The organism is Brasilonema sennae CENA114 (genome assembly GCF_006968745.1).
GTDB classification, from domain to species: Bacteria; Cyanobacteriota; Cyanobacteriia; order Cyanobacteriales; family Nostocaceae; genus Brasilonema; species Brasilonema sennae.
Window position 1 is genome coordinate 4,709,943 of record NZ_CP030118.1, and the last position, 22,660, is coordinate 4,732,602.

The window sequence follows — 22,660 nt, forward strand, 5'->3', positions numbered from 1 at the left end:
GACAGTTATCAGGGTGATAAGAAAACTCAAAAAGGATCGCTCGTTTCTATTCCAGAAGCAATAGAGTTTTGGCGTACTCACAACCAATGTCCGGAATATACTGCCAAAAATGATACATTTTTGGCTGGGAATCAGAGCGATGCTCCAGCAGGGAGCCGCGCAAGCCGCGATCGCTCAAAACTTAAAACCTATTCCTACTCCGGTTGTAGCGCTGGTTCCGAGGTTGTAGAATTAGCTGTAGTCAACGGCGGACATCTCTGGTACGGTGGTAGTTCTACTGATAAAGATGTAAATGACTTCAATAAAGACCTCGGTTTAGACTCAACTCAGACGATTTGGGACTTCTTTGAGCGTCATACTTTACCTTTAGTTTGAAAGGGTGTAGGGGTGTAGGAGGAGCCAGTGCTGTGGGGAGCCAGTACTGCCAAGAGTTGTGCCTTGCGGAGCCAGTACTTGATGAGGGTTTCCCTCACTTGGTATCTGGTGAGACCAGCGCTGCAGGAGGGTCTCCCTCCGTAGGCGACTGGCGAACCCGAAGGGCGTCGGGTTAAGCGCGTTGTGGCAACTAGCCCCGATAGGCGTAGCCGTGCCGCAGGCATAGGGGGCGCTACGCAAACCCAGAGGGTCTCCCGACCTAGGTATCTGGTGAGACAGCGCTGCAGGAGGTGAGACCAGTGCTGCGGGAGGGTCTCCCGACAGCCAGGCATCTGGCGAACCCGAAGGGGTCTCCCGACCTAGGCGACTGCGTAAGCGCAAAGCGCACGCGGCTTGGGCGTAAGCGCAAGCGCACGCTAAGAGCGAACGCGTAAGCGTGTCCCTTTGGGACTTACGCGTAGCGTCTCCGCAGGAGATACCCGAAGGGCGTCCGGGTTCCCCGACTTGAGGCACCTGGCGTTGTAGGGAAGAAGTAGAATGGTAGGTTGGGTAGAGCGTAAGCGAAACCCAACAGACGTTTGATATTATTGGGTTTGACTCCGTTCAACCCAACCTACGACTTGTTTTAGAAGTCAGGAATCTTGTTGTTCACAAATGATTTATGACTCCTAGATGATGCAGATTATAGGCGATCGCAATGTCCGCCTCATTCCAGATGTTCTAGTTGGTGGTAACAATGGCAGCACTAATAGCTTAGTTGATGGGCTACTCTCCATGATTTTATGGAATCAAACTGCGAAACTTGATGAAAAGACAATACCTTTGCAGGCGAAATCACAACCAACAACCACATCAGAACCAACTCCATCGTCAAACGATCATCAGCCTGTTGTTATTGATTTTCCATTAGATGGAAATATCGCTAAGTAAGACGAATTGTCACAACTGATTCAACAAAAATAATCACAAAAAAGCACTAGTAGTTATCCACTGCTAGTGCCTCAATATCCTAGAGTTTATTACCTATGTAGAACTTTTGCTAAAGTCAGGAAAAAGATAATAGATGCATCCCTTACGATGATGAACCAAAAAAACGTATGAAATAAATACTCAAAAAAGCTAGTAAATGCACCGCATCCTTGTCAAACATATGAAAACTATACATAGTTTAAAGTCGCAAGATAATGGAAACGTCTTCCTATTGAAATGGATATTAGAATAAAAAGATAAGTCTAATAGAGGAAGACGTTTTTTGTGTTAAGTCTTTTCACGATTAATGTTCTCAGTAACTGAAACACATGATCGCGCAGATCAACAGACGCAAGGGGCGCGTATCGCATCTGATGTCTTTGCCTTAATACAGGTAAAGAAATTTGCACTCTTTTTGGACACACTCATGCAGTACAATCAATGGCTTTCACCCCAGATGGTGAGCTACTAGCGAGTGGTAGTTGGGATAAAACCGTTAAACTTTGGGTAGCTTGTTTAATAGAAGGAGAGCTAGTGGAGTCAAGTTTTGCTCCTATAGCAGGGAACAAGGAACACCCGAACGCTTAACAGACTTGAAAGTCTCTTGGTGACCGTATTTTCTCATTTGCTCCTAGTCGCTGTCGTGCTTGAGTAATTGCTGATTTGCACGGCATACGCCAATATTTGCCCACCTTCACCCATGCCTCACAAAGACCGTCTATTAAATTCTTTAGTACATCTCGCATCGAATCTGACGACCATAGGCTCATTGCAATTATCAGACAAACCACCAAGCCCGCTGGTAACGAACGCCTTCGTTGATCATCAGTTTCTGTATTGGCGTTAAGCGTAGCTCTCCGTCCGAGAGTGCCGCCCCTCTTAGGGGCTAGGAATCGCCTGCTCGATTGCCGTTGCTGGGATGGCTGTTTCTATCGCTTTGAGTACATCATTACTTTGTATCCTAGGAGACATCAAGCAAAAATCTTTGAGATGTACCACACTCTATCTCCATTCTTTGCAACAATATTTAATTTACATGACTTTCAGCCTTAACTGAACCGTATTGACTCATAGAAGCGATAATTAATTATTTTTAGGCGTTGATAATTTGTTTCTATCTATATAATTTGTAGTTTATTCAATCAGGAGAAATAGATGAATGTGAAAAATCTTATAAAAAAGCAGCAGTGAGCAACTGCCGAAACAATTACTTACTGCTGTAATAATTTATAAGTTGGTAAATCTACTTTTTTTAGCACTCGATAATTGAGATAATTTCACTCTCAAATAGCAATGCGTTTGTTAATTCTAACTTTTCAGCTCGTTTGAACCTCATTCTTCATCCATGAACGATCGCTCCCTTATCAATCGTCCTACATGAGCGAGTGCCTTACTTTGCCGGACCAGGTACGAATGGGTTAGCCACTTTGAACTCAGCAGCCCCAACTTCCTTGAGAGAGAAGACGAGGTCAATGCTGTGTGCAACCGCATCACAATTATCAGGCTTCACTCGGATGAAGGTCGCGATGGGAGGCAATGACTTTGTGAGTTCGATTTTAAAGTCATCTTTTTTAGTGCAACCGTTGCTAGTGACTGTGATGGTTGCACTAATGTCGGTGAGAACAAGCCCATGTAAAGTTTCCATCTTTTTTTCCTCCATTATTTTCACGCACTACAAAAGCAGCGATCGCACTAACTTGGTTGGGCTTCTATCGTCACGGTAATCGTTTGCTCTCCTAACAATCCACCTTTGCTACCTGATGTTTCAACGAGTTTCCATGCAATGCGAAAATCTGATATGTTCCCTTGCAAAGCCTCGAACGCTACACTAATGGCTTCCTCAAGAGCAGATTGAAAATCCCCTTCTTTTGAGGTTCCTTGAAATTGTTGAATCTTTGTAGTAGTCATGATTGTTTCTCCTTGGTATTTATAAATGATTGTTTGATGTCGAGTTCTAATCGCACTTCTGTGTTGCGGCGAGCAGTTACGGGCATTTACTCCTCTTGCAGTTTGTCAAACATTCTGAAAAGCCGCAATCTCCTTCGCGCACTGCACAATTTAATGCTATTGGGAGACACTTACGGAAGCACTCCATCTCACAATCTTGACTCAGAACCATACCACCGCCTAGTATCGTTGCTCTGCTAACTTTTCTGACAACAGGTTGAGCTTGAGTTGGAAGTTTCATCGTTATTTCTCCATTAGTAATAGTCCAGAATTGCCGCAGGGAATTTGGAGTGAGTAGAATTTTGTAGGTGGGTTACGCTAACGCTAACCCACCATTATTAAGTCATTCAGAGCGGAATTAGATGGTGCGTTACTTCGTTAATCCCAGATGATCGGCCCCGACGAGGGATTCTCACGTTTACACTCTCTACATTCGCTCGATAGTTGAGCTATTCCCGTACAAATCAGCCATCCTACAGGACTAGTCGGATGATTGTTAATTAACTATTTTTCGTTATCAATAGAAGCGATCATTAATTATTTTTAGGTAGTGATAATTTATTTCTCTCTATATATAGCAACCGCCAATGCGGTTAGGACGCAAAGCGCAAGACATCCTCAATGGCATCTCGTAAACAATCAAACTGCCCCAATTTTTTACGGATTCGACTCTTTAACCAAGACCAACATTTTTCAATTAAGTTTAGATCTGGAGAATAAGGGGGTAAGTACAATAGCTCACAACCTGCATTTTGAATCAATTCTTGAATACGACCACCTTTATGAAATGTGGCATTATCCATTACCGAGACAATTTTAGATTTTAGATTTTGGATTTTGGATTAAAATCTAGAATCTAAAAAAGGGTTTAAAGCCCCCGACTTGAGTCGTGCAGAAAAATAAATTCTAGAACTATACTCAAGCGCCTGTCTTACAGATATGGGGCGGCACGTTTCGGGTTGTTGCTTCTTACCCGTTCGCGTAGCGTCTCCGGAGGAGATAAGCTGCCTTGTCAATCTAAAATTTCAAAGTTTTGTGAAATGGTGTGTGTGTAGGGAGTTGTTATGAAGCGTTGGCAGTTTGCTGGTAGTGTTCATTGGCTAGCAATATGTTTATTGGGATGCGGTAGTGCTTTTACCATTGGGCCTGGATATGCACAAGATCGGGAAAATTTAGCTCCAAATCTGGCTCAAAGGGTAGCTGCTCCAGCCAATGGTGAACCCCTGAAAAAAGGGGTGATATCATGTCCGGTGAAAGACTTATCATTAAGACGGCTCTTAGCAGGGGGCTCTTAGCAGGGAGAAAGAGAATTTCCCGGTTTTTGCACAGATTTTGTAATCACAACTAATTAGCCGGACATGATATGAATCAGAATAAAGCTACCCAAGACAAAGCAGGATCGGGGAAGTAAACCTCTGGCAGAATTCCACGAGTCAGTGAGATAGAGCCTCCACTTCGTAGTGCCAGAATGTTGGTGCAATCGCCAACCCCACAAACAGCGCCAACCCCACAAACGACACCTGCTGAACGAATTGTACAAATCAGCTTGGTGAAGGCAAATCCTACAAACAGAGGTTTGGAACTGGTTTTACAAACATCACTTGCTGCTAGCTTGCAACTACCCAAAAAGTATGGTCAAAATGGGGTTCCGGCTATTGGGACTGTCTTACCCAATCCGAATGGGAAAATCCCGCGCAATCGCTACACATCAGAACCGTATAGTACAAACGATCAATCAGACCTCACGAGATCTGCAGAACAATACCGAAGAAAATTTCTCTAGCGATGCCTTTAGCCCCCGTGTTGGGATTGTCTACCAGCCGATTCCGGCGATTTCGCTGTATGCTAACTATAGTCGTGCATTTATCCCAAACACTGGAACCGCATTTGGTGGCGGTTCATTTGAGCCACAACGCGGCACTTCCTATGAAGTAGGCATCAAAGGAGATATCAGCAATAGACTTTCTGCGACTCTTGCCTACTACGACTTGACCCGATCCAATGTCTTGACCACCCATCCAGTCAATCCTGACTTCTCAATCCAAACAGGAGAGCAACGCAGCAAGGGGGTTGAACTCAGCATTGCTGGGGAAATTTTACCAGGATGGAACATTATTGCAGGTTATGCTTACACGGATGCAACAATTACCAAGGACAACGACTTTCCAGTAGGCAACTTGCTGAGTAATATTCCCAAACATAGCTTTAACATTTGGACAAGCTATGAAATTCAATCGGGTGGTCTCAAGGGATTTGGCGTTGGTGGAGGATTGTTTTTCGTCGGCGATAGACAAGGAGATCTAAACAATACGTTTGAATTACCGAGTTATCTCCGCACCGATGCTGCTATCTTCTATAAACGAGATAGATTCCGGGCAGCGATTAATTTCAAGAATCTGTTTGATGTAGACTATTTTGAATCTAGCAGGAATAGTAGCATAGGTCTTTTCTATGGCGATCCATTCACAGTGCAGGGCACGATTCGCTGGGAGTTTTGACCATAAACGAAACGGGTTCCGGGCAGCGATTAATTTCAAGAATCTGTTTGAGGTTGACTATTTTGAGTCGGCGTCGAACAGGGTAAACGATCAAGGGCAAGCAACAAACCCATTATTCATATATCAGCTCTATTTACATGCGTTTGCCCTGGTGCAAGATCTGAGCCTATCAATTCTCGCAATTGAGCCAGCACAGCAGTTGCATGACCTTTGGCTTTCACCTTTGCCCAAGTGTAAGCGATTGTTTGGTCAGGTGCGATGATAAAAGTTGAACGCTCTACACCCATGTACTCTTTACCCATAAACTTTTTCAATCGCCACGCACCGTAAGCTTCAGCAACTTGATGCTCTGGATCACTTAACAAAGTTATTGATAAGTTATGCTTATTAATAAATTTGCAATGAGATTTTTGTGAATCTGGACTGACACCCAAGATTTTCGCTCCTAATTTACTAAAGTCTTGAGATAACTCGCTAAAATCTTTAGCTTCAGTGGTACAACCAGGAGTGTCATCTTTGGGGTAGAAATAAAGGACCACCCATTGACCAGAGAAATCACCTAGACTAAGTTGGTTACCGTCTTGATCTATCGCAGAGAAATCAGGAGGTTTTTGCCCCTGTTGAGGTATGTTGTTCACCATACAATTATCTAGATAATATCTTTAACAGAATACTAGAAACTCGGTTTCTCAAAGAACCCGAGTTTTTGTGTTGCGATTATCTTACTTTTTGATTATTTCAAAGTAACTTTTTCATTTTCGCCAACATTGGGTTTTTCTCCTGTTGTCATCGCCTTCACCAGTGCAATTGTGTGCGCGACAAAACTCGAAGGAGCATCCCAATACTCAGCCTTTTCTACACTAACTTTGAGCAAAGCAATATCAGGTTCATCTAGTTCCTTGGGAAACCAAGCTTTTAGTTGTGGTTTCCACAGCTGCTGTAGTTTGTCGCGATCGCGTACCAATTGAGCTGAACCCGACACTGAAACGTAGCTCTGCTTTTGTGGATCAGAAAAACTGACGTTGACTCGCTCTTGCTGCTCAATTTCTCTTACCTTATGAGAACTGGCGTAGGTAAAGAACCAAAGATCGCCATCAGGTTCGACCTCTGAGTTAATTGACATCGGACGACTGCGCAAAGTCCCGTCTTCATCTACTGTAGTCAGCATCCCAATGTCAATATCTTTGATCAGTTCACGTAGCTTCTTAATTTGTTCGTTACGGTTTTCGGAATCTGTCATTTTTTCTACTCTTGTCTGTACTATCTAGTTTGAATATGAGCACTTTACTGCAAGTCAATTCTAGGCACACTAAAGCTCTCTTATAGTGTTAGCGCTTGCATACAACAGTGACTTGAGTCCAAAGGTGGAGTTTAGCCGCCAGAAGAGGTACGTAAATGGAGGTAAATAAATAAAAAAAGCTATTCTTGATACTTCATAAACACAACAGGAACTTTTATCAACTTCTTTGCTAATTGAGATAATCCAAACTTGCGTTTGAGAGATGGTGGTAACTCCTCAAAGGAAATTGCCACAAAACCAAAGCGACTGTAAAACTGCGCCAGTTTCTCACCCAGACACTCTAAATAAAGTGGTTGAGTCGCCTGGGTAATCAAATGCTGTGTCAGAAAACTCCCCAAACCTCGACTTCTCCAAGCTGGTAAGACAACCAAACTACCGAGTTCTTGGGCACCAGAGAAGTTGCGTAATTGTCCGCAAGCGATTAATTGCTTGTTACATTCTATTACCCAGAATTGCTGCCATCGTATTTGGGTAGGGTCAAGTTTTGCGCGCAGTACCAACAACCGAATAGACCAGATATCCTCAGATGTTGCACTGCGAAGCGTACACTCAGTTGGCAAGGACACATTGTTCTGTTTCATAGTTTTTCTTGATTAATGTCACGCTTAAGGAATTTATCCACTGGCTTATATAGCGGTTCTCATTTGAATCACATACACCACTACGAATAATGTAGAGCACGTAAATGTAACGTCTCTACAGTTGTGTATTGCACGCAACCGAGAAGCGCTATGTTTCAACTGTATCCACTTGTTTTGGCGTGACAGATCAGTTGCAAAACAAAGCAATTATAAGGAAGGCGATGCTCCAGCAGGGAGCCGCGCAAGGCGCGATCGCTCACAATCAGCCTCTTGCAAAAGTCAAATTTGGTCAAAAAACCACGCAGGACTCGTGGAAAAACGATGACTTTCCCAAGATTGTGATTGACGACATTTGTGGGATAGAAGTATGGTAAGGTATTGTTATAAAGTCGGTTCTAATGGGGGTCAGCCATTAGAGGTAAGGGGGAAAGTCCGGTGTAAATCCGGCGCTGTCCCGCAACTGTAAAGGAGATAAGTATCTCTCAGCCAGGATGCCCGCCGAAGTTAACTTGTTAGTTCTGCACGTCTGCGAGGTACAGATGAACAATCCCATGAATGTTTTTACAAATTTATACAATTTGCCAGCTTCACGTTCTCATAGTGGCACAGATGCATTCAAGATGATGTCTTGCTACAATAGGCACGGATATACGATTAGTTGACGGTAAAAATTACGACTCTAGGTATAGCTCTCATTCGTACTAGTTTTTTCTAGGTGTAAATGTTTAGAGTTGTTCTTGATAGTTAAGAATTTTTTGCAATAGTTTTCACACAGTCAGCAGGGCTGGACTTTGGTGTTGGCAACACTGTGTGAGATTTGCGGTTTGAACTTCCTCCCATACACTTCAAAATCAATGAGCAACAAACAACATACTTTATTTGTTTGCACGACTTGTGCTAGCACCTGGCAAGACGGCAAGCGAGTTGGTGAAAGTGGTGGTCAACAACTACTACAGCAGCTTCAGGAACTTGCGCAAAACTGGGAATTGCGAAATAATTTCCCAATTCAGGGAGTTGAATGCATGAGTGCTTGTAATCGCTCTTGTGTCATTGCCTTTGCTGCCCAAGATAAATTAACCTATTTGTTTGGCGATTTGCCAGTTGACAGTAGCGCCGAAGCCATTCTGCAATGTGCCAGTCAATACTACGCTAAACCCGATGGTTCACTGCCTTGGTCAGAACGACCCCAAGCACTGAAAAAGGGGATTTTGGCAAAGATTCCACCACTTAATTAAGTGGGCGAAATTAAACCTAACTTGTTGTTCATTGAGGACTGATACCAAATCCGGATCTAATACCCCCTTTGTTATTTAGTCCGCGTAGGCGGACTTTGTTTGTGTAGTCAAGCCAGTGCGTTGGGCAGCTTTGCCGACTTGTAAGCGCAAGGCGCACGCTACGCGAACGCGCAGCGTCTCCGCAGGAGTTAGCACCTGGCGCGCGATTTCTAATCGCCTGGGTTAAAAGGGGGTTAGAAAAGCGGATTTCGGTATGACTAAAAGTTCTCAGTTCCCAATCCCTAGAGCGCCGGTACATTAATCCCAAAAACCCGGTTTATTTGAGTTGAGTATACGAGATCTCAAGTTTTTCGACAGAGAGAAACCGGGTTTTTTGCCTCCTTTTTGACTACTGTAGCGGCGCTGTAGTACCCAAATCATTAGTTTTCATTAATAAGATAAACTTATGCAGATTAAAAGTGCAACATTAGGCTATCCCCGTATTGGTAAAAATAGGGAAGTCAAGAAATCACTAGAAGCCTTTTGGAGTGGAAAGATAGCAGCAGAATCGTTGTTACAAACAGTAACAGAAGTTGAAGAAGCTAACTGGAAAACCCAGTTAGATGCAGGAATTGAAAAAATTGGGATTGGAGATACCACACTCTACGATCATGTACTTGACTGGGCGTTTCGTTTTGGTTTAATTCCCGAACCCTTCCAACAGTTTTCCGGCTTAGAACGCTACTTTGCAATGGCACGAGGGAAAGAAGGAATTCCCGCTCTTGAAATGACAAAGTGGTTCGATACTAACTATCACTATCTTGTCCCTGAAATCGCCTCAGAAATCCTGTCAGCAGATTTCAGCGACTTTTTACAAACAGTGCAGCGCGCCCAAAAGATATTAGGTAAAAGGGCAATCCCCATTATACTTAGTCCCTGTACACTCCTGCGCTTAAGCAAACTAGAATCAAATATTGACGAGGCGGTATCAAAGCTAATACCACTTTACATCAACCTACTTACAGAACTGAAAAATCTGGGAGTAGACGAAGTGCAAATGCACGAACCTGCCTTAGTTTTGGGTGATGCCAATTCCTGGAAAAAACACTTTCAAACAGTTTATAACTCACTTGAGTCTGTAGAACTACCCCTACACCTAGTTACTTACTTTGATGACTTAGGGGAAACCTATCCTTGGGTCATAGAATTACCAGTCAGCGCAATTAGTTTGGACTTCACTCGCGGACGAAACTTAGAGTTAATCAAAACTTACGGTTTCCCTGAAGATAAGCGACTGGGATTAGGAATTATAGATGCCAGAAACATTTGGCAAATTCGTCCAGAACAAGTTCTCTCCGTATTGCAAGAGATTGTAGACAATTTACATGTAAAGTCTCTAGATATTCAGCCATCAGCTTCTTTGCAGTTTGTTCCCTACGATGCTAAAGGAGAAAAACAACTGCCATCAGCATTAAGAAATGTTTTAAGTTTTGCAGAACAGAAACTTCAAGAAGTGGTGTTATTGGCTCGAACAATCATAGGAGACAATACCAAAACAGAGCAAGAATTTCTTGAGTCAAGCTGGAGTCAATTCGAGCAGTTTAGTCCAGTAAATCACTCAATTCAAGAAAGAAGAAAAACTCTGAAGATTGATGATTTTCAGCGCTCCTTATCCTATGGATTGCGTCTTGATTCCCAAATTCCTCTTCCTCTGTTCCCGACAACCACAATTGGTTCCTTTCCCCAAACTTCTGAAGTACGTCAACTCCGGGTGCGCTACAAACGGGGCGAGTTGAGTCAGGAAGCGTACCAAGCTGCAATTGATGTTGAAATTGCCAAGAGTATTAAACTACAGGAGGAATTAGGGTTAGATGTTCTAGTTCATGGTGAATTTGAACGCACCGACATGGTGGAATTTTTTGGACAGCAGTTATCAGGCTTCGCTTTCACTGAAAATGGTTGGGTGCAAAGTTACGGTAGCCGTTATGTTCGTCCACCAATTATTTACGGTGATGTGATTCGTACTGCGCCTATGACAGTGCGTGAGTTTAAAGTAGCTCAATCATTGACTGAAAAACCTGTCAAAGGGATGTTGACAGGTCCTGTAACTATCTTAAATTGGTCTTACACCAGGACGGATATTTCTCGTCAAGAACAAGCTTTTCAAATTGCTTTGGCGTTGCGGGATGAGGTAGCGGATTTGGAAGCTGCTCGTGCAAAAGTCATTCAAGTAGATGAACCAGCGCTACGTGAAGGTTTACCTCTAAAGCCTCAACGGTGGAGTGAATATCTTTCTTGGGCTGTGGATGCATTTCGTTTGGCGACAGCAGTAGCCCAACCCCAAACTCAAATTCATACCCACATGTGCTACTGCGAATTTGGTGACATTATCAAGGATATTGAACGGTTAGATGCTGATGTTATTTCGATTGAAAATAGTCGCAGCAATAATCAAACTTTGCGAGAAATAACATCAGGTGGCTACTCACATCAAGTTGGTAATGGAGTTTATGACATCCATAGTCCCGTAGTCCCAACAACTGAACAGATTTTAGAGCAATTGCGGACTGGAGTTGCTAATTTACCCGTAAAACAAATTTGGGTGAACCCAGATTGCGGTTTGAAAACTCGGCGTTGGGAAGAGGTGATTCCCTCAATGAAAAACATGGTAGAAGCCGCCAAAGTCTTGCGGGAGGAAGTTAACGCAACTCCGAGATAGCAGTAATAGCCTCAGACTAAGGTCCAAGAGTGCTTTAAGACTTTTGCAAGAGGCTTATTGTGGAACCTAACAATAAAGCCTCATTATCTACACTATTCTGTGCGTTCTCCGCATTTGTGCGGTGCTTTTTGTTTTGGAGTTAAAAAATGATGATCACAACAGTAGAAACAATTACAGCAATTGACGACAAACTATCCAAGCGATTTTTAGAACTCGATCCAGCAGGTTACTTTATCATCTATTTAGATCCGGGAGCAGGCTTACAGCAGTTTTCGGGTAAATAAACCACACTCTCCGGGGCGCAATGCCTTGTACCCCTATAAAAAATAGTGGTTCAAATAGATGAAAATCGCTGTAATCTGCGCGAAACATTTTACCAATGAAATTAATGAGCAAGGATTAGCGATCGATCCAGAAACCGGAAAGCCCATTCCTGCAACTGTCAAAGTGCAAAGACAAGCAACTACCCTGTTTACAGGAAGAACTGCCAAAGAAATTTGTATTCAACTATTTGAGTCAACAAAACCCTGCCCAGTCAGGCGATTGGATCATGCGGCTTACTTAGGACGTGAGTTTATGCGAGCAGAATTGGCATTGGTGACTGGACAAGACTATGTACAAGATTAAATAGGCTTGTGATGATTTAACGGTGCGGTTGATGGGTTGCCGATCGCTTTTGCGACAACACCGATAATCTTTCTTTGTCATCTCAACCAACCATCTTTATTCCGTCCGCTGCATTTGGATTGTTAGACCGCCACGATCGCCCTCTCATTTACCGATCTGCTCACACACAACCTTACTGTCCACGTCCTGGTTTACAATCTGCAAAACCTAACGCCTCTGTATCAAGAAAGCTAGCGATCGCCATCTCAACCACTGCTTCGATAGGATATTCGATTTCAGCCGCACGAGCAACTAGAGCGGCGCGAATTCGTTCAGGCAAGCGTCCTAAGATGGCTTCGGCATCAGCAGGAGAAAGCTGTTCTTGAAGTTTGGCTTGCATAACTTTACATCTCCGTCGGAATTTGGACGTTGTAAGGTGGTTCAGTGGCTCTTAAAATAATCGCTTCTAGCTCCAATAATAACGCAGGGCTTTCCCAGTGCGAAATCAACTGCATTGCAATCCGCACATCCTCATCGTCATATTTGTCGAGCCATGCCCACAGAAAAGCTTTATGCCCGCCACTGAAACAACCCCGCAAGCTTTTAGTTTTACCGATGTAGAGTAATCCGTCAGTCCTGTGCCTGATTGCGTAAATGCCAGGACGAGGAGGAATATTCTCAAACCCACGGCTTAAGGGCTGGCATTGCTCAAAGGGAATAAAGGCGATCTCGTCTAGAATTCTCCGCGCTTGGATTTGCAGTTCAGAATCGTTCGTTGGCATGAAAGCAAGAAGGCTAATTGCACACAAATCATGTTCTCATAAATTCTGTCACAACCTGTAAGCGCGTCCAGGCACTCATTATTTAGCTATAAGTTTGCCTAGACACGCTGTCACATTAACTATTGAGCGCAGTTAATTAGAACTTATGTGTTTTGAGAAGCAGAAAATGATTTTGAAACTTGCACTTCAAAGTCATGGATTGCAGACATGAACCCAGTACTGCTGTCATTAAGAATGATAGCTTTCATACTCGTCAGGTATTGTTTTATTTGCGTTCTCAAGATTGGTTCGTTTACTTTGCGTGTTTGGTAGTGATCTATCAAGTCCCAAGCAACAATCACTGTTCCAAGTATCGGACCTACAATTGGTGCAGTAGCAACAGCAATCGCTTGGCCCACGGCTTCACCAGCAGTTCCCCCTGCTTTAGCAATGACTTTGGCAACAGTTTTTCCAGTGAACTTACCAACGGACTTGCCTATAGTCTTAGTGAGAGTTTTACCTGCCACTTTTGCCAAACCTCTTTCCACAGCTACTCCTCCAACAATAGCTGTACCACCTGCTGATTTAAAGGCGAGTGAAGTACCTCGATTACTTTCAGTTGCGCGTGTCACCAGTGCGATGTCTTGAAGATATCGCTGCCACCTTATTTGAGGAATTTTGAAGCGATGTTGAGTAATATCAAGCTCACTTTGAAGAGTATTGATATAAAGATTGAGAGACTCATCAGTTAACTTCTGGATTTGAAGTTGAGCAATTTGTGGTTGCAAAACTCGATTAGTAAACTCCGCCTCAACAACTTGATTGAGCTTTTCCTCAGCGGTGAGTGCATTGCCATTAACCCATCGATAAGCTGTTTGGAATAGAGATTGTACACCAAAAACTTGCTGATTCCAGTACCCGAAATACCAAGGAAGAAAACTGTTGTCTACTTTCACCATCAACTCATCTGTCCATACATCTAATTTCTTAGATGCGAGCTCAACTTTATTGTGTGCAGTCTCTAAGTCAGAGCGAATTGCTTGATCAACCTTGTCCCAACGCACAGGATTGATCACGGGTATATCGGTAGGAAGAATCGCGGGAACTTTTGGGTGTTGCGAGACAACAAGAGTTCCAACGATTGCAGCAATAATACCAAGTACTACCAACCAAATTAGTTTATCGATCGTTTCTATAATCAGTTTAATAATGGCTGCCCAAGTTGGTAATTTCTCATCTAAATTATCCTGAGATTTTTCTTTTTTCTTGCCTTGTTAAGTCATGATCTTGTTTCACAAATGGCTAAAAAGTGAGGAATATACCCGATATTTTAACCGCGCAAAATACTGACAGATAGGATTTAGGTCACTGCCTTCACCAAGGATTCAAGTCACCTAACGACCAAGATAAGCGGCGGCTAGTAACCTCAGCTGAAGTGGACAAGGGCTGCGCGAATCGCGATGAACCACACCGCGAGTGTGGCAAATAGGTAGAGGTAGAACCGAAGCATGATCAGATTGAATGTGCAATGCACGGCGCTATGCAATGTGCGAAATATAACAAATAGCCATGCGGCGTTCACATACACTGCATCCACTTGCTTTGTGATGAACAGGTATAGCACGAGTGCATAAAAAAGTACCGGAATCTCGAACAGGTTTTTTAGGTTATCTGATGGATTGGATACGTTTGGTGGCGAGATCTGCGCCAGTGTGCCAGGATCAAGGTCTTGCGGGCGAGTCTTTAGGCTTGTGATGAAACTGATCCGGCGGATGTACATATACACCCAGACTAGGAGTGTCAGAAACACTGTTGCGAAGAAGGGACCAAAGATTGCATCTTGCGTCATTTCTACCTCTTAAACTTGCTCATTTTGCTGATGGGTGGGCGATAGACTGCGCCATACACGATGTACAACACTTGAAGAAACGTAGAGTAACGCAAATCCAATTAAAGGATGTAGTACCTCTAGGTGTAAAGGACTTTTGAGATGAATGCTGCAAAATTGTAGTCCAAGCAGCACTGGTAGAGTTGCGGTGAGACGTCGTATTTGGGGTGAGAATGGGGTGATGAACGACCATCCCAGTAATAGTAATGACAGTCCACTATATGCTCGGACTAGCCAAACATGAATATCCCACCATGCAGGATTAACAAAGTAAGCGACTCCAACCGTTAATAATTGAGCAATCAAGCAGAGGTTAAAGATGACTGAAGTCGCATAAAAGCCGATTTGCATCGAACGGATGGGAGCGCGATCACGATCAATTTCCGAATTGATGGTCATATCAAGTGATTGTTAAGATTAAAGCTAATATAGACTGAGTACAGATGATGCTTCTAGACCTCGATCGGGTACACTTGAGACCACTTCACTTATGACTAGTTCTTTGGGATTTCTGTTTGAAGCCATCAACCAAACTCATAGCGAACATGATCTGCGATCGCAAGTCGTGCCAAAAATTGGTGAGTATTTTGCAGCGAAACGATGGGGGATTTTTTTCTTCGACCAACTGCCCTTAATAGATCGCAATCTTCAGAAAATATTGAAAATTGCACTCTCAATCGAACATAATCCTGTGGCGCGTTATTTGGTGGAGCGTCATGCTCCTGTCCACGAAGCATTAGTGACATCACCCAAGGCTTGGAAATTAATCTGTCCTCGTCCGGATCATTGGCATGTGATGGCAGGACCAATCATAAATCGCGGTCAATTAGTGGGTGTAGTAGGCTGCACACGTGAAAAGTCAATGCCTGCCTTTGATACCCAAAATCTAGTCGATTTGAGTGCCATCTGCTTGCACTTATCTGTTTGGACTGCGACAGTGCGTTCACAAAGTGTTTGTGCAGGAAAATCGCTTCCCCCCTCCTTTAGAACCAATCGCTTAACGCCTCGTGAATTAGAAATAGCAGAGTTGGTTGCTTTGGGGCGAACTAACGCAGAAATTGGGACTGAACTTTGGATTACGGAAAATTCTGTTAAGCAAGCCTTAAAGCGAATGTTCCGTAAGCTTGAGGTTTCGTCGCGTGCACAGATGGTTGCACAACTTTCAGTGAACACCCAAAGGCTAACCACAGGAATCGTCTAAGCTGAAAATGGTAAACCTTATTTAAAGAAAACACAATGAGTGTAGTTATTCCCGATGACATTCTTACTGCAGCTGGAATTTCAGAAGCTGAATTAAAGCTAGAAATTGCGATTATGTTGTTCCAACAAGAAAAAATCAGCATTGGGAAAGCGCGTCGTTTAGCAGAAATGAATTTAATTGAGTTTCAACGCGAAATTGCTAGTCGCGGAATTTGTATTCATTATGATGTTGAAGAGTTTGAAGCTGACCTAAAAACTTTACGGGAAATGGGCAGACTGTGATTGTTGTTTGTGACACTTCACCAATCACTAACCTTGCTGCTGTTGGACAACTAAATCTGTTGCAACAACTTTACAGCAACATCATCATTCCCCAAGCAGTTTACGATGAGATGGTAAATCTAGACTATGCAGTGCCTGGTGCTAGTGAAGTACAAACCTTATCCTGGATTCAACACCAACAGGTAATTAACCGTACCTTGGTAACATCACTCTTAGCAGAGTTAGATCAAGGCGAGGCAGAAGCTATTGTTTTGGCTATTGAGTTAGGGGCAGATTTGCTGCTACTAGACGAACGACGTGGCAGAAAAGTCGCGTCCAGATATGGACTCAATATTACTGGGCTGTTAGGAATTCTAATTGAAGCTAAACACAAAGGGCTGATCCCAACTGTGAAACCTGTACTTGATGACTTGATCCTACAGGTAGGTTTCCGTGTTAGTAATAAACTTTATGCTGATACCTTGCAAGCAGCAGGAGAGTAGAACCAAAGAACGTGTCAACAAAGTAAAAGTAGGATACACGCAAAGTAAACTTGACTATTAACAACAAGCAGCCGACGCATTTTTAAAGACGCGATATCTCGCGTCTCTACATCTAAACCAGTATTTTATAAACCCCTCTTAGAAATCATCCCAACCTTCAACACTTGAGGACATGACGTAACTAGTCACACTTGCTTCAAAGAAGTTTGCTTTCGTGTTGCCTTCTTTCTTGGTATCTGAGAAACGTTCCAAGTGAGCATAGGGACTTTTCTTGTAGATAGCTTCTGGAAATAATGGTTCTAAACCGATCGCCTTCAAGCGAGTATTTGCCAGATATTTTGTGTACTGTTCTGTACTGTTTGCCGTAATGCCAAGAATATCATCTCCGACAATATGTCCTGTCCACTTGCATTCATGCTCAACGGCGTTCGCAAACATTTCATAGATTTGTTCACGGCTGTGGGGGAAAATTTGCATCGCTTCTGGAATCAATTTTTGATACAGCCGAACATGGGAAAGTTCATCTCGGTTAATCATTCTAAAAATATCGGCACTCCCAGACATGAGCATCCGTGAGGACAGATTGTAGAAAAATATAAACCCGTTGTAGAAATACAATCCTTCCAACAAGTAATCTGCTAACAGTGAGACGAAATAATTCTCTGGTGTCGGGTAATCAACATACTTTTGGTATAGTCTAGCAATAAATTCGCATCGTTGTTTGAGAACGCGATCGCTCCGCCAAAAATCATAGACGTGTGTTCGGCGATCGCTCGGAATCACCGTTTCAATAATGTATTGATAGGACTGATTGTGCATTGCCTCTTGGGAAATTTGTTCCGCCATACACAGTGCAATTTCGGGTGCGGTGACGCTATTTTTGATGTGAGGTACATTACAGGTTTGCACCGAATCGAGAAACGTCAGGTAGCTGAGGATGCCATCAAATGCACGTCGTTCTTTAGGGGTGAGATTGACGTAATCTGTTACGTCTTGAGTAATATCAATTTTTTCGGGAACCCAGAAGTTCTCACGCATTTGACGGTAGAGAGACACAGCCCACGAGTAGCGAACGTCGTTTAATTGCATTAAGTTAGTAGTCTCCCCAAACCATATCAAACGGTTTCCTGTATCATCACTCCCGTTCGGATTAAAAACGGGATTAATCGGCATTAATGATTGTCTTGGTTGGTACATTTTAATTCTGTTTTGATTAGTTTTCACTTTTAATTTGGGCAATGGGGATTGGGCAAGGGGCAATGCCCATTGCCTATGCTTGATAACTGATAACTGTTAAGTGTTTACTGATGACTGCTGTTCAGTTTGCACAAGCAACACATTGCTCGTTCGATTCTTTGAAACTATCTTTCTGCACAGTGCGAATGTAGTAGATTGCTTTACAACCCAATTCCCAAGCCAGCATTAGGGTTTCAAAAATATCAACAGCCACCAGACAGCGCTCAGGTTCATCAGGGAAATAGACTCCAGCATTCAGGTTAAACAGCAGTTCCATTGAAATTCCAGTGTCGATCCATTGTTGAATTGTGGCGATCGCTCTCACCACTTTTTTCTGATCCATTGTCTTATTTTCGACATAGAACCATAAATTGTCCCGAATATAAGGTGGTGCGATAGGGACAGTACCTTTTGCCCATTGTTCATAGAAGAATTTGCTGTAAACGGGCAATACACTGGCTGTACAACCTTGAACTAAAGATGAAGAAGTGTTGGGTGCAATGGCGGTAATGTGTGAATTGCGAATACCATGTTGTTTGATATCCTGACTCAGTTTTGAGAAGCGTTCTGGTTGACTTGCGTGTTGCAAAAACCAATCCACAGGCTTTGCTCCTATTAAATGTCCCTTACTCCATTCACTACCCGCAAAAGCAGGATACGCCCCCCTTTCCTTCGCCAGTTCCATTGATGCTGCTGTGCAATAATAACCGATATCTTCAAATAAATCACTGATTTCCTGAAGACGGGTATAGGTGAGATGACGTATGCTGAGCCAGTCGGCTAATCCCATACAGCCTACCCCAATTGTGCGATATTTGGCGTTGTGGGTGGCACTAGCAGCAAAGGGTGGTGAGGTGAGTTCAATCGTATTGTCTAATATACGTACTGCAATCTGACAAATCTCTTCTCGCTGTTCATTCTCTAGATTTGCTAGATTAATACTCACAAGATTGCATGTATGACTCTCTTCACCAGGTTTCACGTTTGACCAGGATTCCTGGCACAGGTTTCCACCAGGAATATAGCCCTCATGTTGATTGGGATTCGCTCGGTTCACGGTATCTTTGAACCACAAATAAGGCATCCCAGTTTCTAATTGGGTTCGCATCACCTGTTTGAATAAAAGACGAGCATTCACCCGTTTGTAAAGTGTAATTTCACTTTCTAAACTAGCTTCAATTTTATGATATGTATTCTCAAATGCTTCACCCCATAATTCTGCCAGTTCAAGACCTAAACGAGTTCGCACCTCGTAGGGATCAACCAATGTCCATTCCTCATCTGCTGCTACTCGCCGCATAAATTCGTCACTGACAACCAGTTGGGGAAACACGTCATAAGCTTTGCGTCGCGCGTCACCATTCTCTGCTTGCATTTCCAAAAATTCGGGTAAGTCCAAATGCCAAACATCCAGACTCACAGTGACAGCACCTGCTCTGCGTCCACCTTGATTAACTGCGATCGCCGTATCATTCAACAATTTAATCCAAGGAATCACACCACCTGATGCATTGGCTTTGCCCATCACCCAACTGCCTGTTGCCCGAATACGAGACAGATTCACGCCCACACCGCCACCATTTTTGGAAATCCGAGCCGCATCATGAATACTGCCAAAAATGCTTTCCAAATTATCATCCATCGCCGTAATGAAACAACTGGCAAGAGAACCATTGGGAATCCGCAAGTTCGCCAGAATGGGCGTTGCTAAAGATATTTGACGACGGGCGATCGCCTCATAAAATCTATGCGCCCAGGTTAGTCGATTTTCTGGTGCTTCTACGGAGGCTATCAAGAGTGCACAAGTTAAAAATGCTTCTTGGGGTAACTCATTCGCCAGGAGATATCGCTTCGTCAGTAATACCGCTCCTGCATAATCATAATCGGTATCCCAGTCGGGATTGATCCAAGTGTTAGCAATCTCTAACTCTTCTGGAGTGTAGATCAAGATCCGGCGATCATACTGCCCTTCTAAAACTTTTGCTTGTACAGTCCGAGCATACTGTCCATACTGATAGCCACGACTAACTTTAGTATCTTTCCACAAACTCCAAATATGTAAACGTCCTGCCACATAGCGCCAATCAGGTTCTTGTGGACTACACAAATCCAAGGCACAGCGAATTAAATTATCTTGAATTTCTCGCGTCGTAATGCCAGGACGTAATCGAGTTGTAAGATGTGCTTCTAGGGCAATCGAATTTACTTGGATTCGGCGACAAGCCCAATTAACCACTGTGCGAATTTTATTAATTTCTAACGGTGTCGTCGAACCATCGCGACGAACAACATGGATATCCGTTGTGGAGTCCTCTGAGAGTGTGGATGGAGCTTGCATAGGAGAAGGGGTAGATGAATTGTAGAAAAAATAATTGCAAAAAGTGGAAAAAATTGTCAATTAGAATAGGCAATGTGGATAAATTGTCATGTCAATGTGATTGAACGCTGGTAACTCTAAAAAATTCACACTTCATTAAAATTTACAATAATTGTCCAATAGCAACAACAGAGCAAGTTTTGGTAAAGAATGAAACTTGCTCCGATGAATAACGAATGCCAGTATAGATCGACTATTGATTTTTAGGCAAGCAAACCACCTAAAAGAAGCCGAGAGCGGGGGAGCTTCGTCTTTAGACTGCAGAGTGTCAAAGTTGTGTTAATATTCAAAAGAATCTCGGTTCTAGTGGGGAACAGCCACTAGAGGTAACGGGGAAAGTCCGGTGTGAATCCGGCGCTGTCCCGCAGCTGTAATCAAGGCTTGCCTTGTGAGTCAGAACGCCCGCCGCAGTTGACCCTTCGGCTAGCCCCTAAGGGGGCGCTACGCAAACGCTCAGGGTCACTTGTAAATTTTGTAGATCTGCGAGGCACAGATAAGTATTTTTATGAACTTTTCTACAACGACTACGCTTTACATTCTCCGAGGCTCACATATCAAGACGCTACAAATTGCAGCTTTTTATAAGACGGTAGGCGATTAATTTGAAGTATAAATTGCGTTTTTGGATGCACCAATTGTGACCTTTTTTGAATTCAAAGTTCAAAGTTCAAAGTTCAAAGTATGCCCTGCGGGCACGCTGCGCGAACAAAATGAAGAATAATTTTGAATTCATTAATTCTGGGTACAAGGCTCCACCCTATGGCTAACGCCACGCCTTACGGCTATCGGGTTCTCCCTTCGGGTTCGCAGTCGCCTACGGAGGGAGACCCTCCTGCAGCGCTGTCTCACCAGATGCCTAGGTCGGGAAACCCTCATCAAGCACTGGTTCACCATAATCTTTGATTTGGTGGTCTTCAATTAGTGGCGGTACACGCGCTCCCACTAATTCTCTTTAATTTTGCGGAAAGTTGCCAGGAGGAGCCAGTACTGCAGGAGGGTCTCCCTCCGTAGGTATCTGGCGTTGGTTTCCCTCCGTAGCAAACTTTTCAAGACGAATTTTGAATTTGAGCGTTTGCGCAGCGCCAAAGTCTGCCGGGGGGATACTCCCCCCGGCGAGCTTTGCCCCTTAGGGGCTAGCGAGTGACGTACGCACTCCTGTTCCACTACCGAACAAATGCTTTCCCAATTACGCACGAGAATTGCTAATTTACCCGTCCAACAAATTTGGGTAAATCCTGATTGTGGGTGATTCCATCAATTAAAAATATGGTTGATGCAGCCAAAATTTTACCAAAGTAAATATTACCAAGGGAGACTAAATTCATATTCTTAATCTGCAACGCCATCTACTCTGTTTAACCCCCTTAAGGAGGCATCAATGAGTCATACTTCCGATGCTTTGGACTGGCAGCAAGGCTTGATTGCCACAAATTTGTTGGTGATTGGTTACAACGCCTGGGTGGGGTATTTGGGAGGCGAACGCGGTGTCATCGTTTGCAGCACCAATTCCCCTGCAATTGGAGTAGCAGGGGAAACTTTCAAAGTTTATTTTATACCACGTATTCGTATAGCTGCCTTCTTAAATGCTTGGTTAGCTGCTCCCGACACCGTAATTTTGCGCAATCACTTTATGAATGCTCATATTTTGGAAGCCGTGGATACTTACAATCCTACTACCGAAGTCTTGTTATTGCTGGAATCTTTTAACCAAGCGACGTTCTTTTACCTGAAAAACCTACCCATCACCCCACCCCAATGCTATGAACAGGTCTGCAAAAGATGGACAGAATTTCAGCCCCAGCCCAATTTTTCAGAAGATACAAATGCCAATCGTTTTACCTACTGATACATAGAGTTCCTTAATGTTCAAATCACATCTTTACTAGATTTTTACTCGGGTTTTTCATCATGCCGAAATTCTATCTTCACCGAACTGGGAAGATTCCCACTGCTGTTCATCCCTTTGTCAAACAAACAGCTCTCCCCGAAGTCAAACAGAAGCCCTGGGTACTTCAAGGGAAAATTATTCGAGGTGTTCAAAACATAGCAATGTCGATGTCTAGGACGATTTCCATTGCGAGCGCTCGTCTGATTCGGTTCATCTCCAGACGACCGATGAGTTGAACTGCACAGGCAGTTGGAATTAAATAGGTCAAGAGTTCATGCTATAAAATTCATGGCTACGGGATTCGTGCCAAAATTTTATCTAGGGTAGGCGTACAGGA

26 protein-coding genes, 6 pseudogenes and 2 riboswitches are annotated in these 22,660 nt (G+C 43.4%); of the genes and pseudogenes, 15 read left to right on the top strand and 17 right to left on the bottom strand.

The annotated features are described in order from the left end of the window. Nucleotides 1-375: alpha/beta hydrolase family protein (locus tag DP114_RS19835; RefSeq protein ID WP_216669925.1), on the top strand; the 375-nt coding region annotated here is incomplete at its 5' end. Here DP114_RS19835 and DP114_RS19840 read toward each other — a convergent pair. Beyond that, complete coding sequence (locus tag DP114_RS19840) at nucleotides 367-888, bottom strand: hypothetical protein (protein WP_172195122.1); 522 nt, start codon at nucleotides 886-888, stop codon at nucleotides 367-369. The two genes, DP114_RS19835 and DP114_RS19840, sit on opposite strands and share 9 nt — an antisense overlap. A gap of 159 nt (nucleotides 889-1,047) precedes the next feature. On the opposite strand from DP114_RS19840, the pseudogene DP114_RS19845 reads away from it, so the two are divergent. Both DP114_RS19845 and DP114_RS36375 read left to right on the top strand, forming a co-directional pair. Further along, a pseudogene (locus DP114_RS19845) lies at nucleotides 1,048-1,305 on the top strand (flotillin family protein); the annotation flags it as partial. Nucleotides 1,306-1,728: 423 nt separating this feature from the next. After that, nucleotides 1,729-1,851, top strand: a pseudogene (locus tag DP114_RS36375) (WD40 repeat domain-containing protein); the annotation flags it as partial. Between the two features lie 119 nt (nucleotides 1,852-1,970). On the opposite strand, the pseudogene DP114_RS19855 reads toward DP114_RS36375, so the two are convergent. The 4 genes and pseudogenes from DP114_RS19855 to DP114_RS19870 all read right to left on the bottom strand — a co-directional run. Further along, nucleotides 1,971-2,198 (bottom strand): annotated as a pseudogene (locus DP114_RS19855) (transposase domain-containing protein); the annotation flags it as partial. Nucleotides 2,199-2,734: 536 nt separating this feature from the next. Continuing rightward, entirely contained in the window at nucleotides 2,735-2,989 is a 255-nt protein-coding gene (locus tag DP114_RS19860) for a hypothetical protein (RefSeq protein WP_169265349.1), read from the bottom strand. Nucleotides 2,990-3,036: 47 nt separating this feature from the next. After that, nucleotides 3,037-3,252: a hypothetical protein gene (locus tag DP114_RS19865; protein WP_171976933.1), complete on the bottom strand. Its 216-nt coding sequence runs from the start codon at nucleotides 3,250-3,252 to the stop codon at nucleotides 3,037-3,039. A 632-nt stretch (nucleotides 3,253-3,884) separates the two neighbouring features. Next, nucleotides 3,885-4,127 (bottom strand): annotated as a pseudogene (locus DP114_RS19870) (transposase); the annotation flags it as partial. Nucleotides 4,128-4,355: 228 nt separating this feature from the next. Between DP114_RS19870 and DP114_RS19875 the strand changes: the two are divergent. Continuing rightward, on the top strand, nucleotides 4,356-4,586 hold the full coding sequence (locus DP114_RS19875) for a hypothetical protein (protein ID WP_171976934.1): 231 nt from the start codon (nucleotides 4,356-4,358) through the stop codon (nucleotides 4,584-4,586). A gap of 73 nt (nucleotides 4,587-4,659) precedes the next feature. Here DP114_RS19875 and DP114_RS19880 read toward each other — a convergent pair whose 3' ends face one another. Beyond that, entirely contained in the window at nucleotides 4,660-4,917 is a 258-nt protein-coding gene (locus DP114_RS19880) for a hypothetical protein (protein WP_171976935.1), read from the bottom strand. Nucleotides 4,918-5,027: 110 nt separating this feature from the next. Between DP114_RS19880 and DP114_RS19885 the strand changes: the two are divergent. After that, nucleotides 5,028-5,789, top strand: a pseudogene (locus DP114_RS19885) (TonB-dependent siderophore receptor); the annotation flags it as partial. 116 nt (nucleotides 5,790-5,905) lie between these two features. On the opposite strand, the gene bcp reads toward DP114_RS19885, so the two are convergent. The 3 genes from bcp to DP114_RS19900 all read right to left on the bottom strand — a co-directional run bounded on the left by bcp (nucleotide 5,906) and on the right by DP114_RS19900 (nucleotide 7,670). Beyond that, the gene (gene bcp / locus DP114_RS19890; RefSeq protein WP_171978241.1) at nucleotides 5,906-6,427 is read right to left on the bottom strand and encodes a thioredoxin-dependent thiol peroxidase; all 522 of its coding nucleotides are present in this window, start codon (nucleotides 6,425-6,427) and stop codon (nucleotides 5,906-5,908) included. A gap of 95 nt (nucleotides 6,428-6,522) precedes the next feature. Then, nucleotides 6,523-7,029 carry a pyridoxamine 5'-phosphate oxidase family protein gene (locus DP114_RS19895; RefSeq protein ID WP_171976936.1) on the bottom strand — a complete coding sequence of 169 codons (507 nt, stop codon included), beginning with the start codon at nucleotides 7,027-7,029 and terminating at the stop codon, nucleotides 6,523-6,525. 179 nt (nucleotides 7,030-7,208) lie between these two features. Continuing rightward, complete coding sequence (locus DP114_RS19900; RefSeq protein ID WP_169268159.1) at nucleotides 7,209-7,670, bottom strand: GNAT family N-acetyltransferase; 462 nt, start codon at nucleotides 7,668-7,670, stop codon at nucleotides 7,209-7,211. A 221-nt stretch (nucleotides 7,671-7,891) separates the two neighbouring features. On the opposite strand from DP114_RS19900, the gene DP114_RS19905 reads away from it, so the two are divergent. The 4 genes and pseudogenes from DP114_RS19905 (at nucleotide 7,892) to DP114_RS35170 (ending at nucleotide 12,230) form a co-directional block, all read left to right on the top strand. Further along, entirely contained in the window at nucleotides 7,892-8,044 is a 153-nt protein-coding gene (locus DP114_RS19905; protein ID WP_172195251.1) for a hypothetical protein, read from the top strand. Further along, a riboswitch (cobalamin riboswitch) is annotated at nucleotides 8,044-8,187 on the top strand. It overlaps the preceding gene by 1 nt. Before the next feature lie 337 nt (nucleotides 8,188-8,524). Further along, complete coding sequence (locus tag DP114_RS19910; protein ID WP_171976937.1) at nucleotides 8,525-8,905, top strand: DUF1636 domain-containing protein; 381 nt, start codon at nucleotides 8,525-8,527, stop codon at nucleotides 8,903-8,905. 445 nt (nucleotides 8,906-9,350) lie between these two features. Further along, nucleotides 9,351-11,603: a 5-methyltetrahydropteroyltriglutamate--homocysteine S-methyltransferase gene (gene metE / locus DP114_RS19915; RefSeq protein WP_171976938.1), complete on the top strand. Its 2,253-nt coding sequence runs from the start codon at nucleotides 9,351-9,353 to the stop codon at nucleotides 11,601-11,603. 149 nt (nucleotides 11,604-11,752) lie between these two features. Continuing rightward, a pseudogene (locus DP114_RS35170) lies at nucleotides 11,753-12,230 on the top strand (DUF4346 domain-containing protein). Between the two features lie 172 nt (nucleotides 12,231-12,402). Here the strand turns inward: DP114_RS35170 and DP114_RS19930 are convergent. The 5 genes from DP114_RS19930 to DP114_RS19950 all read right to left on the bottom strand — a co-directional run bounded on the left by DP114_RS19930 (nucleotide 12,403) and on the right by DP114_RS19950 (nucleotide 15,257). After that, nucleotides 12,403-12,609 carry a hypothetical protein gene (locus tag DP114_RS19930; RefSeq protein ID WP_169268164.1) on the bottom strand — a complete coding sequence of 69 codons (207 nt, stop codon included), beginning with the start codon at nucleotides 12,607-12,609 and terminating at the stop codon, nucleotides 12,403-12,405. 4 nt (nucleotides 12,610-12,613) lie between these two features. Then, complete coding sequence (locus DP114_RS19935) at nucleotides 12,614-12,991, bottom strand: GIY-YIG nuclease family protein (protein WP_171976939.1); 378 nt, start codon at nucleotides 12,989-12,991, stop codon at nucleotides 12,614-12,616. Nucleotides 12,992-13,134: 143 nt separating this feature from the next. Then, a complete protein-coding gene (locus DP114_RS19940; protein WP_169268166.1) occupies nucleotides 13,135-14,139 on the bottom strand; it encodes a hypothetical protein in 1,005 nt (334 codons plus the stop codon). Between the two features lie 257 nt (nucleotides 14,140-14,396). Beyond that, nucleotides 14,397-14,819 carry an MAPEG family protein gene (locus DP114_RS19945; protein WP_171976940.1) on the bottom strand — a complete coding sequence of 141 codons (423 nt, stop codon included), beginning with the start codon at nucleotides 14,817-14,819 and terminating at the stop codon, nucleotides 14,397-14,399. 9 nt (nucleotides 14,820-14,828) lie between these two features. Further along, nucleotides 14,829-15,257: a DUF6220 domain-containing protein gene (locus tag DP114_RS19950; RefSeq protein ID WP_171976941.1), complete on the bottom strand. Its 429-nt coding sequence runs from the start codon at nucleotides 15,255-15,257 to the stop codon at nucleotides 14,829-14,831. A gap of 91 nt (nucleotides 15,258-15,348) precedes the next feature. On the opposite strand from DP114_RS19950, the gene DP114_RS19955 reads away from it, so the two are divergent. The 3 genes from DP114_RS19955 to DP114_RS19965 are packed head-to-tail and all read left to right on the top strand — an operon-like array spanning nucleotide 15,349 to nucleotide 16,822. Continuing rightward, nucleotides 15,349-16,059 carry a LuxR C-terminal-related transcriptional regulator gene (locus tag DP114_RS19955; RefSeq protein WP_171976942.1) on the top strand — a complete coding sequence of 237 codons (711 nt, stop codon included), beginning with the start codon at nucleotides 15,349-15,351 and terminating at the stop codon, nucleotides 16,057-16,059. 35 nt (nucleotides 16,060-16,094) lie between these two features. Further along, nucleotides 16,095-16,340, top strand: a complete 246-nt coding sequence (locus DP114_RS19960) for a UPF0175 family protein (RefSeq protein WP_169268170.1) — start codon at nucleotides 16,095-16,097, stop codon at nucleotides 16,338-16,340. Then, entirely contained in the window at nucleotides 16,337-16,822 is a 486-nt protein-coding gene (locus DP114_RS19965; protein ID WP_169268171.1) for a PIN domain-containing protein, read from the top strand. The genes DP114_RS19960 and DP114_RS19965 overlap by 4 nt, the downstream gene beginning before the upstream one ends. A gap of 138 nt (nucleotides 16,823-16,960) precedes the next feature. Here DP114_RS19965 and DP114_RS19970 read toward each other — a convergent pair whose 3' ends face one another. After that, complete coding sequence (locus tag DP114_RS19970) at nucleotides 16,961-18,019, bottom strand: ribonucleotide-diphosphate reductase subunit beta (protein WP_211178714.1); 1,059 nt, start codon at nucleotides 18,017-18,019, stop codon at nucleotides 16,961-16,963. Nucleotides 18,020-18,140: 121 nt separating this feature from the next. Then, nucleotides 18,141-20,396 (bottom strand): ribonucleoside-diphosphate reductase subunit alpha, encoded by a 2,256-nt coding sequence (locus DP114_RS19975; RefSeq protein ID WP_171976943.1) that lies wholly within the window; start codon nucleotides 20,394-20,396, stop codon nucleotides 18,141-18,143. 320 nt (nucleotides 20,397-20,716) lie between these two features. Further along, nucleotides 20,717-20,859: riboswitch (cobalamin riboswitch) on the top strand. 335 nt (nucleotides 20,860-21,194) lie between these two features. Here DP114_RS19975 and DP114_RS19980 point away from each other — a divergent pair. Continuing rightward, nucleotides 21,195-21,338, top strand: coding sequence for a hypothetical protein (locus DP114_RS19980; RefSeq protein WP_171976944.1), 144 nt, complete (start codon nucleotides 21,195-21,197; stop codon nucleotides 21,336-21,338). Between the two features lie 299 nt (nucleotides 21,339-21,637). Here DP114_RS19980 and DP114_RS35805 read toward each other — a convergent pair whose 3' ends face one another. Continuing rightward, nucleotides 21,638-21,760, bottom strand: coding sequence for a hypothetical protein (locus DP114_RS35805; RefSeq protein WP_256379273.1), 123 nt, complete (start codon nucleotides 21,758-21,760; stop codon nucleotides 21,638-21,640). A 53-nt stretch (nucleotides 21,761-21,813) separates the two neighbouring features. On the opposite strand from DP114_RS35805, the gene DP114_RS19985 reads away from it, so the two are divergent. Then, on the top strand, nucleotides 21,814-22,281 hold the full coding sequence (locus DP114_RS19985) for a hypothetical protein (RefSeq protein WP_171976945.1): 468 nt from the start codon (nucleotides 21,814-21,816) through the stop codon (nucleotides 22,279-22,281). Between the two features lie 62 nt (nucleotides 22,282-22,343). Continuing rightward, complete coding sequence (locus DP114_RS19990; RefSeq protein WP_171976946.1) at nucleotides 22,344-22,559, top strand: hypothetical protein; 216 nt, start codon at nucleotides 22,344-22,346, stop codon at nucleotides 22,557-22,559. The last annotated feature ends 101 nt before the right edge of the window (nucleotides 22,560-22,660 follow it).

What these genes read in the sequence shown, in the direction of transcription:
- DP114_RS19955 (WP_171976942.1), top strand. Translation starts at nt 15,349, where the DNA reads ATGACTAGTTCTTTGGGATTTCTGTTTGAAGCCATCAACCAAACTCAT.
- DP114_RS19930 (WP_169268164.1), bottom strand. Translation starts at nt 12,609, where the DNA reads ATGCAAGCCAAACTTCAAGAACAGCTTTCTCCTGCTGATGCCGAAGCC.
- DP114_RS19970 (WP_211178714.1), bottom strand. Translation starts at nt 18,019, where the DNA reads ATGTACCAACCAAGACAATCATTAATGCCGATTAATCCCGTTTTTAAT.
- DP114_RS19990 (WP_171976946.1), top strand. Translation starts at nt 22,344, where the DNA reads ATGCCGAAATTCTATCTTCACCGAACTGGGAAGATTCCCACTGCTGTT.
- DP114_RS19860 (WP_169265349.1), bottom strand. Translation starts at nt 2,989, where the DNA reads ATGGAAACTTTACATGGGCTTGTTCTCACCGACATTAGTGCAACCATC.
- DP114_RS19945 (WP_171976940.1), bottom strand. Translation starts at nt 14,819, where the DNA reads ATGACGCAAGATGCAATCTTTGGTCCCTTCTTCGCAACAGTGTTTCTG.
- DP114_RS19865 (WP_171976933.1), bottom strand. Translation starts at nt 3,252, where the DNA reads ATGACTACTACAAAGATTCAACAATTTCAAGGAACCTCAAAAGAAGGG.
- DP114_RS19950 (WP_171976941.1), bottom strand. Translation starts at nt 15,257, where the DNA reads ATGACCATCAATTCGGAAATTGATCGTGATCGCGCTCCCATCCGTTCG.
- DP114_RS19975 (WP_171976943.1), bottom strand. Translation starts at nt 20,396, where the DNA reads ATGCAAGCTCCATCCACACTCTCAGAGGACTCCACAACGGATATCCAT.
- DP114_RS19985 (WP_171976945.1), top strand. Translation starts at nt 21,814, where the DNA reads ATGAGTCATACTTCCGATGCTTTGGACTGGCAGCAAGGCTTGATTGCC.
- DP114_RS19875 (WP_171976934.1), top strand. Translation starts at nt 4,356, where the DNA reads ATGAAGCGTTGGCAGTTTGCTGGTAGTGTTCATTGGCTAGCAATATGT.
- metE (WP_171976938.1), top strand. Translation starts at nt 9,351, where the DNA reads ATGCAGATTAAAAGTGCAACATTAGGCTATCCCCGTATTGGTAAAAAT.
- DP114_RS19980 (WP_171976944.1), top strand. Translation starts at nt 21,195, where the DNA reads ATGGCTAACGCCACGCCTTACGGCTATCGGGTTCTCCCTTCGGGTTCG.
- DP114_RS19900 (WP_169268159.1), bottom strand. Translation starts at nt 7,670, where the DNA reads ATGAAACAGAACAATGTGTCCTTGCCAACTGAGTGTACGCTTCGCAGT.
- DP114_RS35805 (WP_256379273.1), bottom strand. Translation starts at nt 21,760, where the DNA reads ATGAATTTAGTCTCCCTTGGTAATATTTACTTTGGTAAAATTTTGGCT.
- DP114_RS19960 (WP_169268170.1), top strand. Translation starts at nt 16,095, where the DNA reads ATGAGTGTAGTTATTCCCGATGACATTCTTACTGCAGCTGGAATTTCA.
- DP114_RS19895 (WP_171976936.1), bottom strand. Translation starts at nt 7,029, where the DNA reads ATGACAGATTCCGAAAACCGTAACGAACAAATTAAGAAGCTACGTGAA.
- DP114_RS19910 (WP_171976937.1), top strand. Translation starts at nt 8,525, where the DNA reads ATGAGCAACAAACAACATACTTTATTTGTTTGCACGACTTGTGCTAGC.
- DP114_RS19905 (WP_172195251.1), top strand. Translation starts at nt 7,892, where the DNA reads ATGCTCCAGCAGGGAGCCGCGCAAGGCGCGATCGCTCACAATCAGCCT.
- DP114_RS19935 (WP_171976939.1), bottom strand. Translation starts at nt 12,991, where the DNA reads ATGCCAACGAACGATTCTGAACTGCAAATCCAAGCGCGGAGAATTCTA.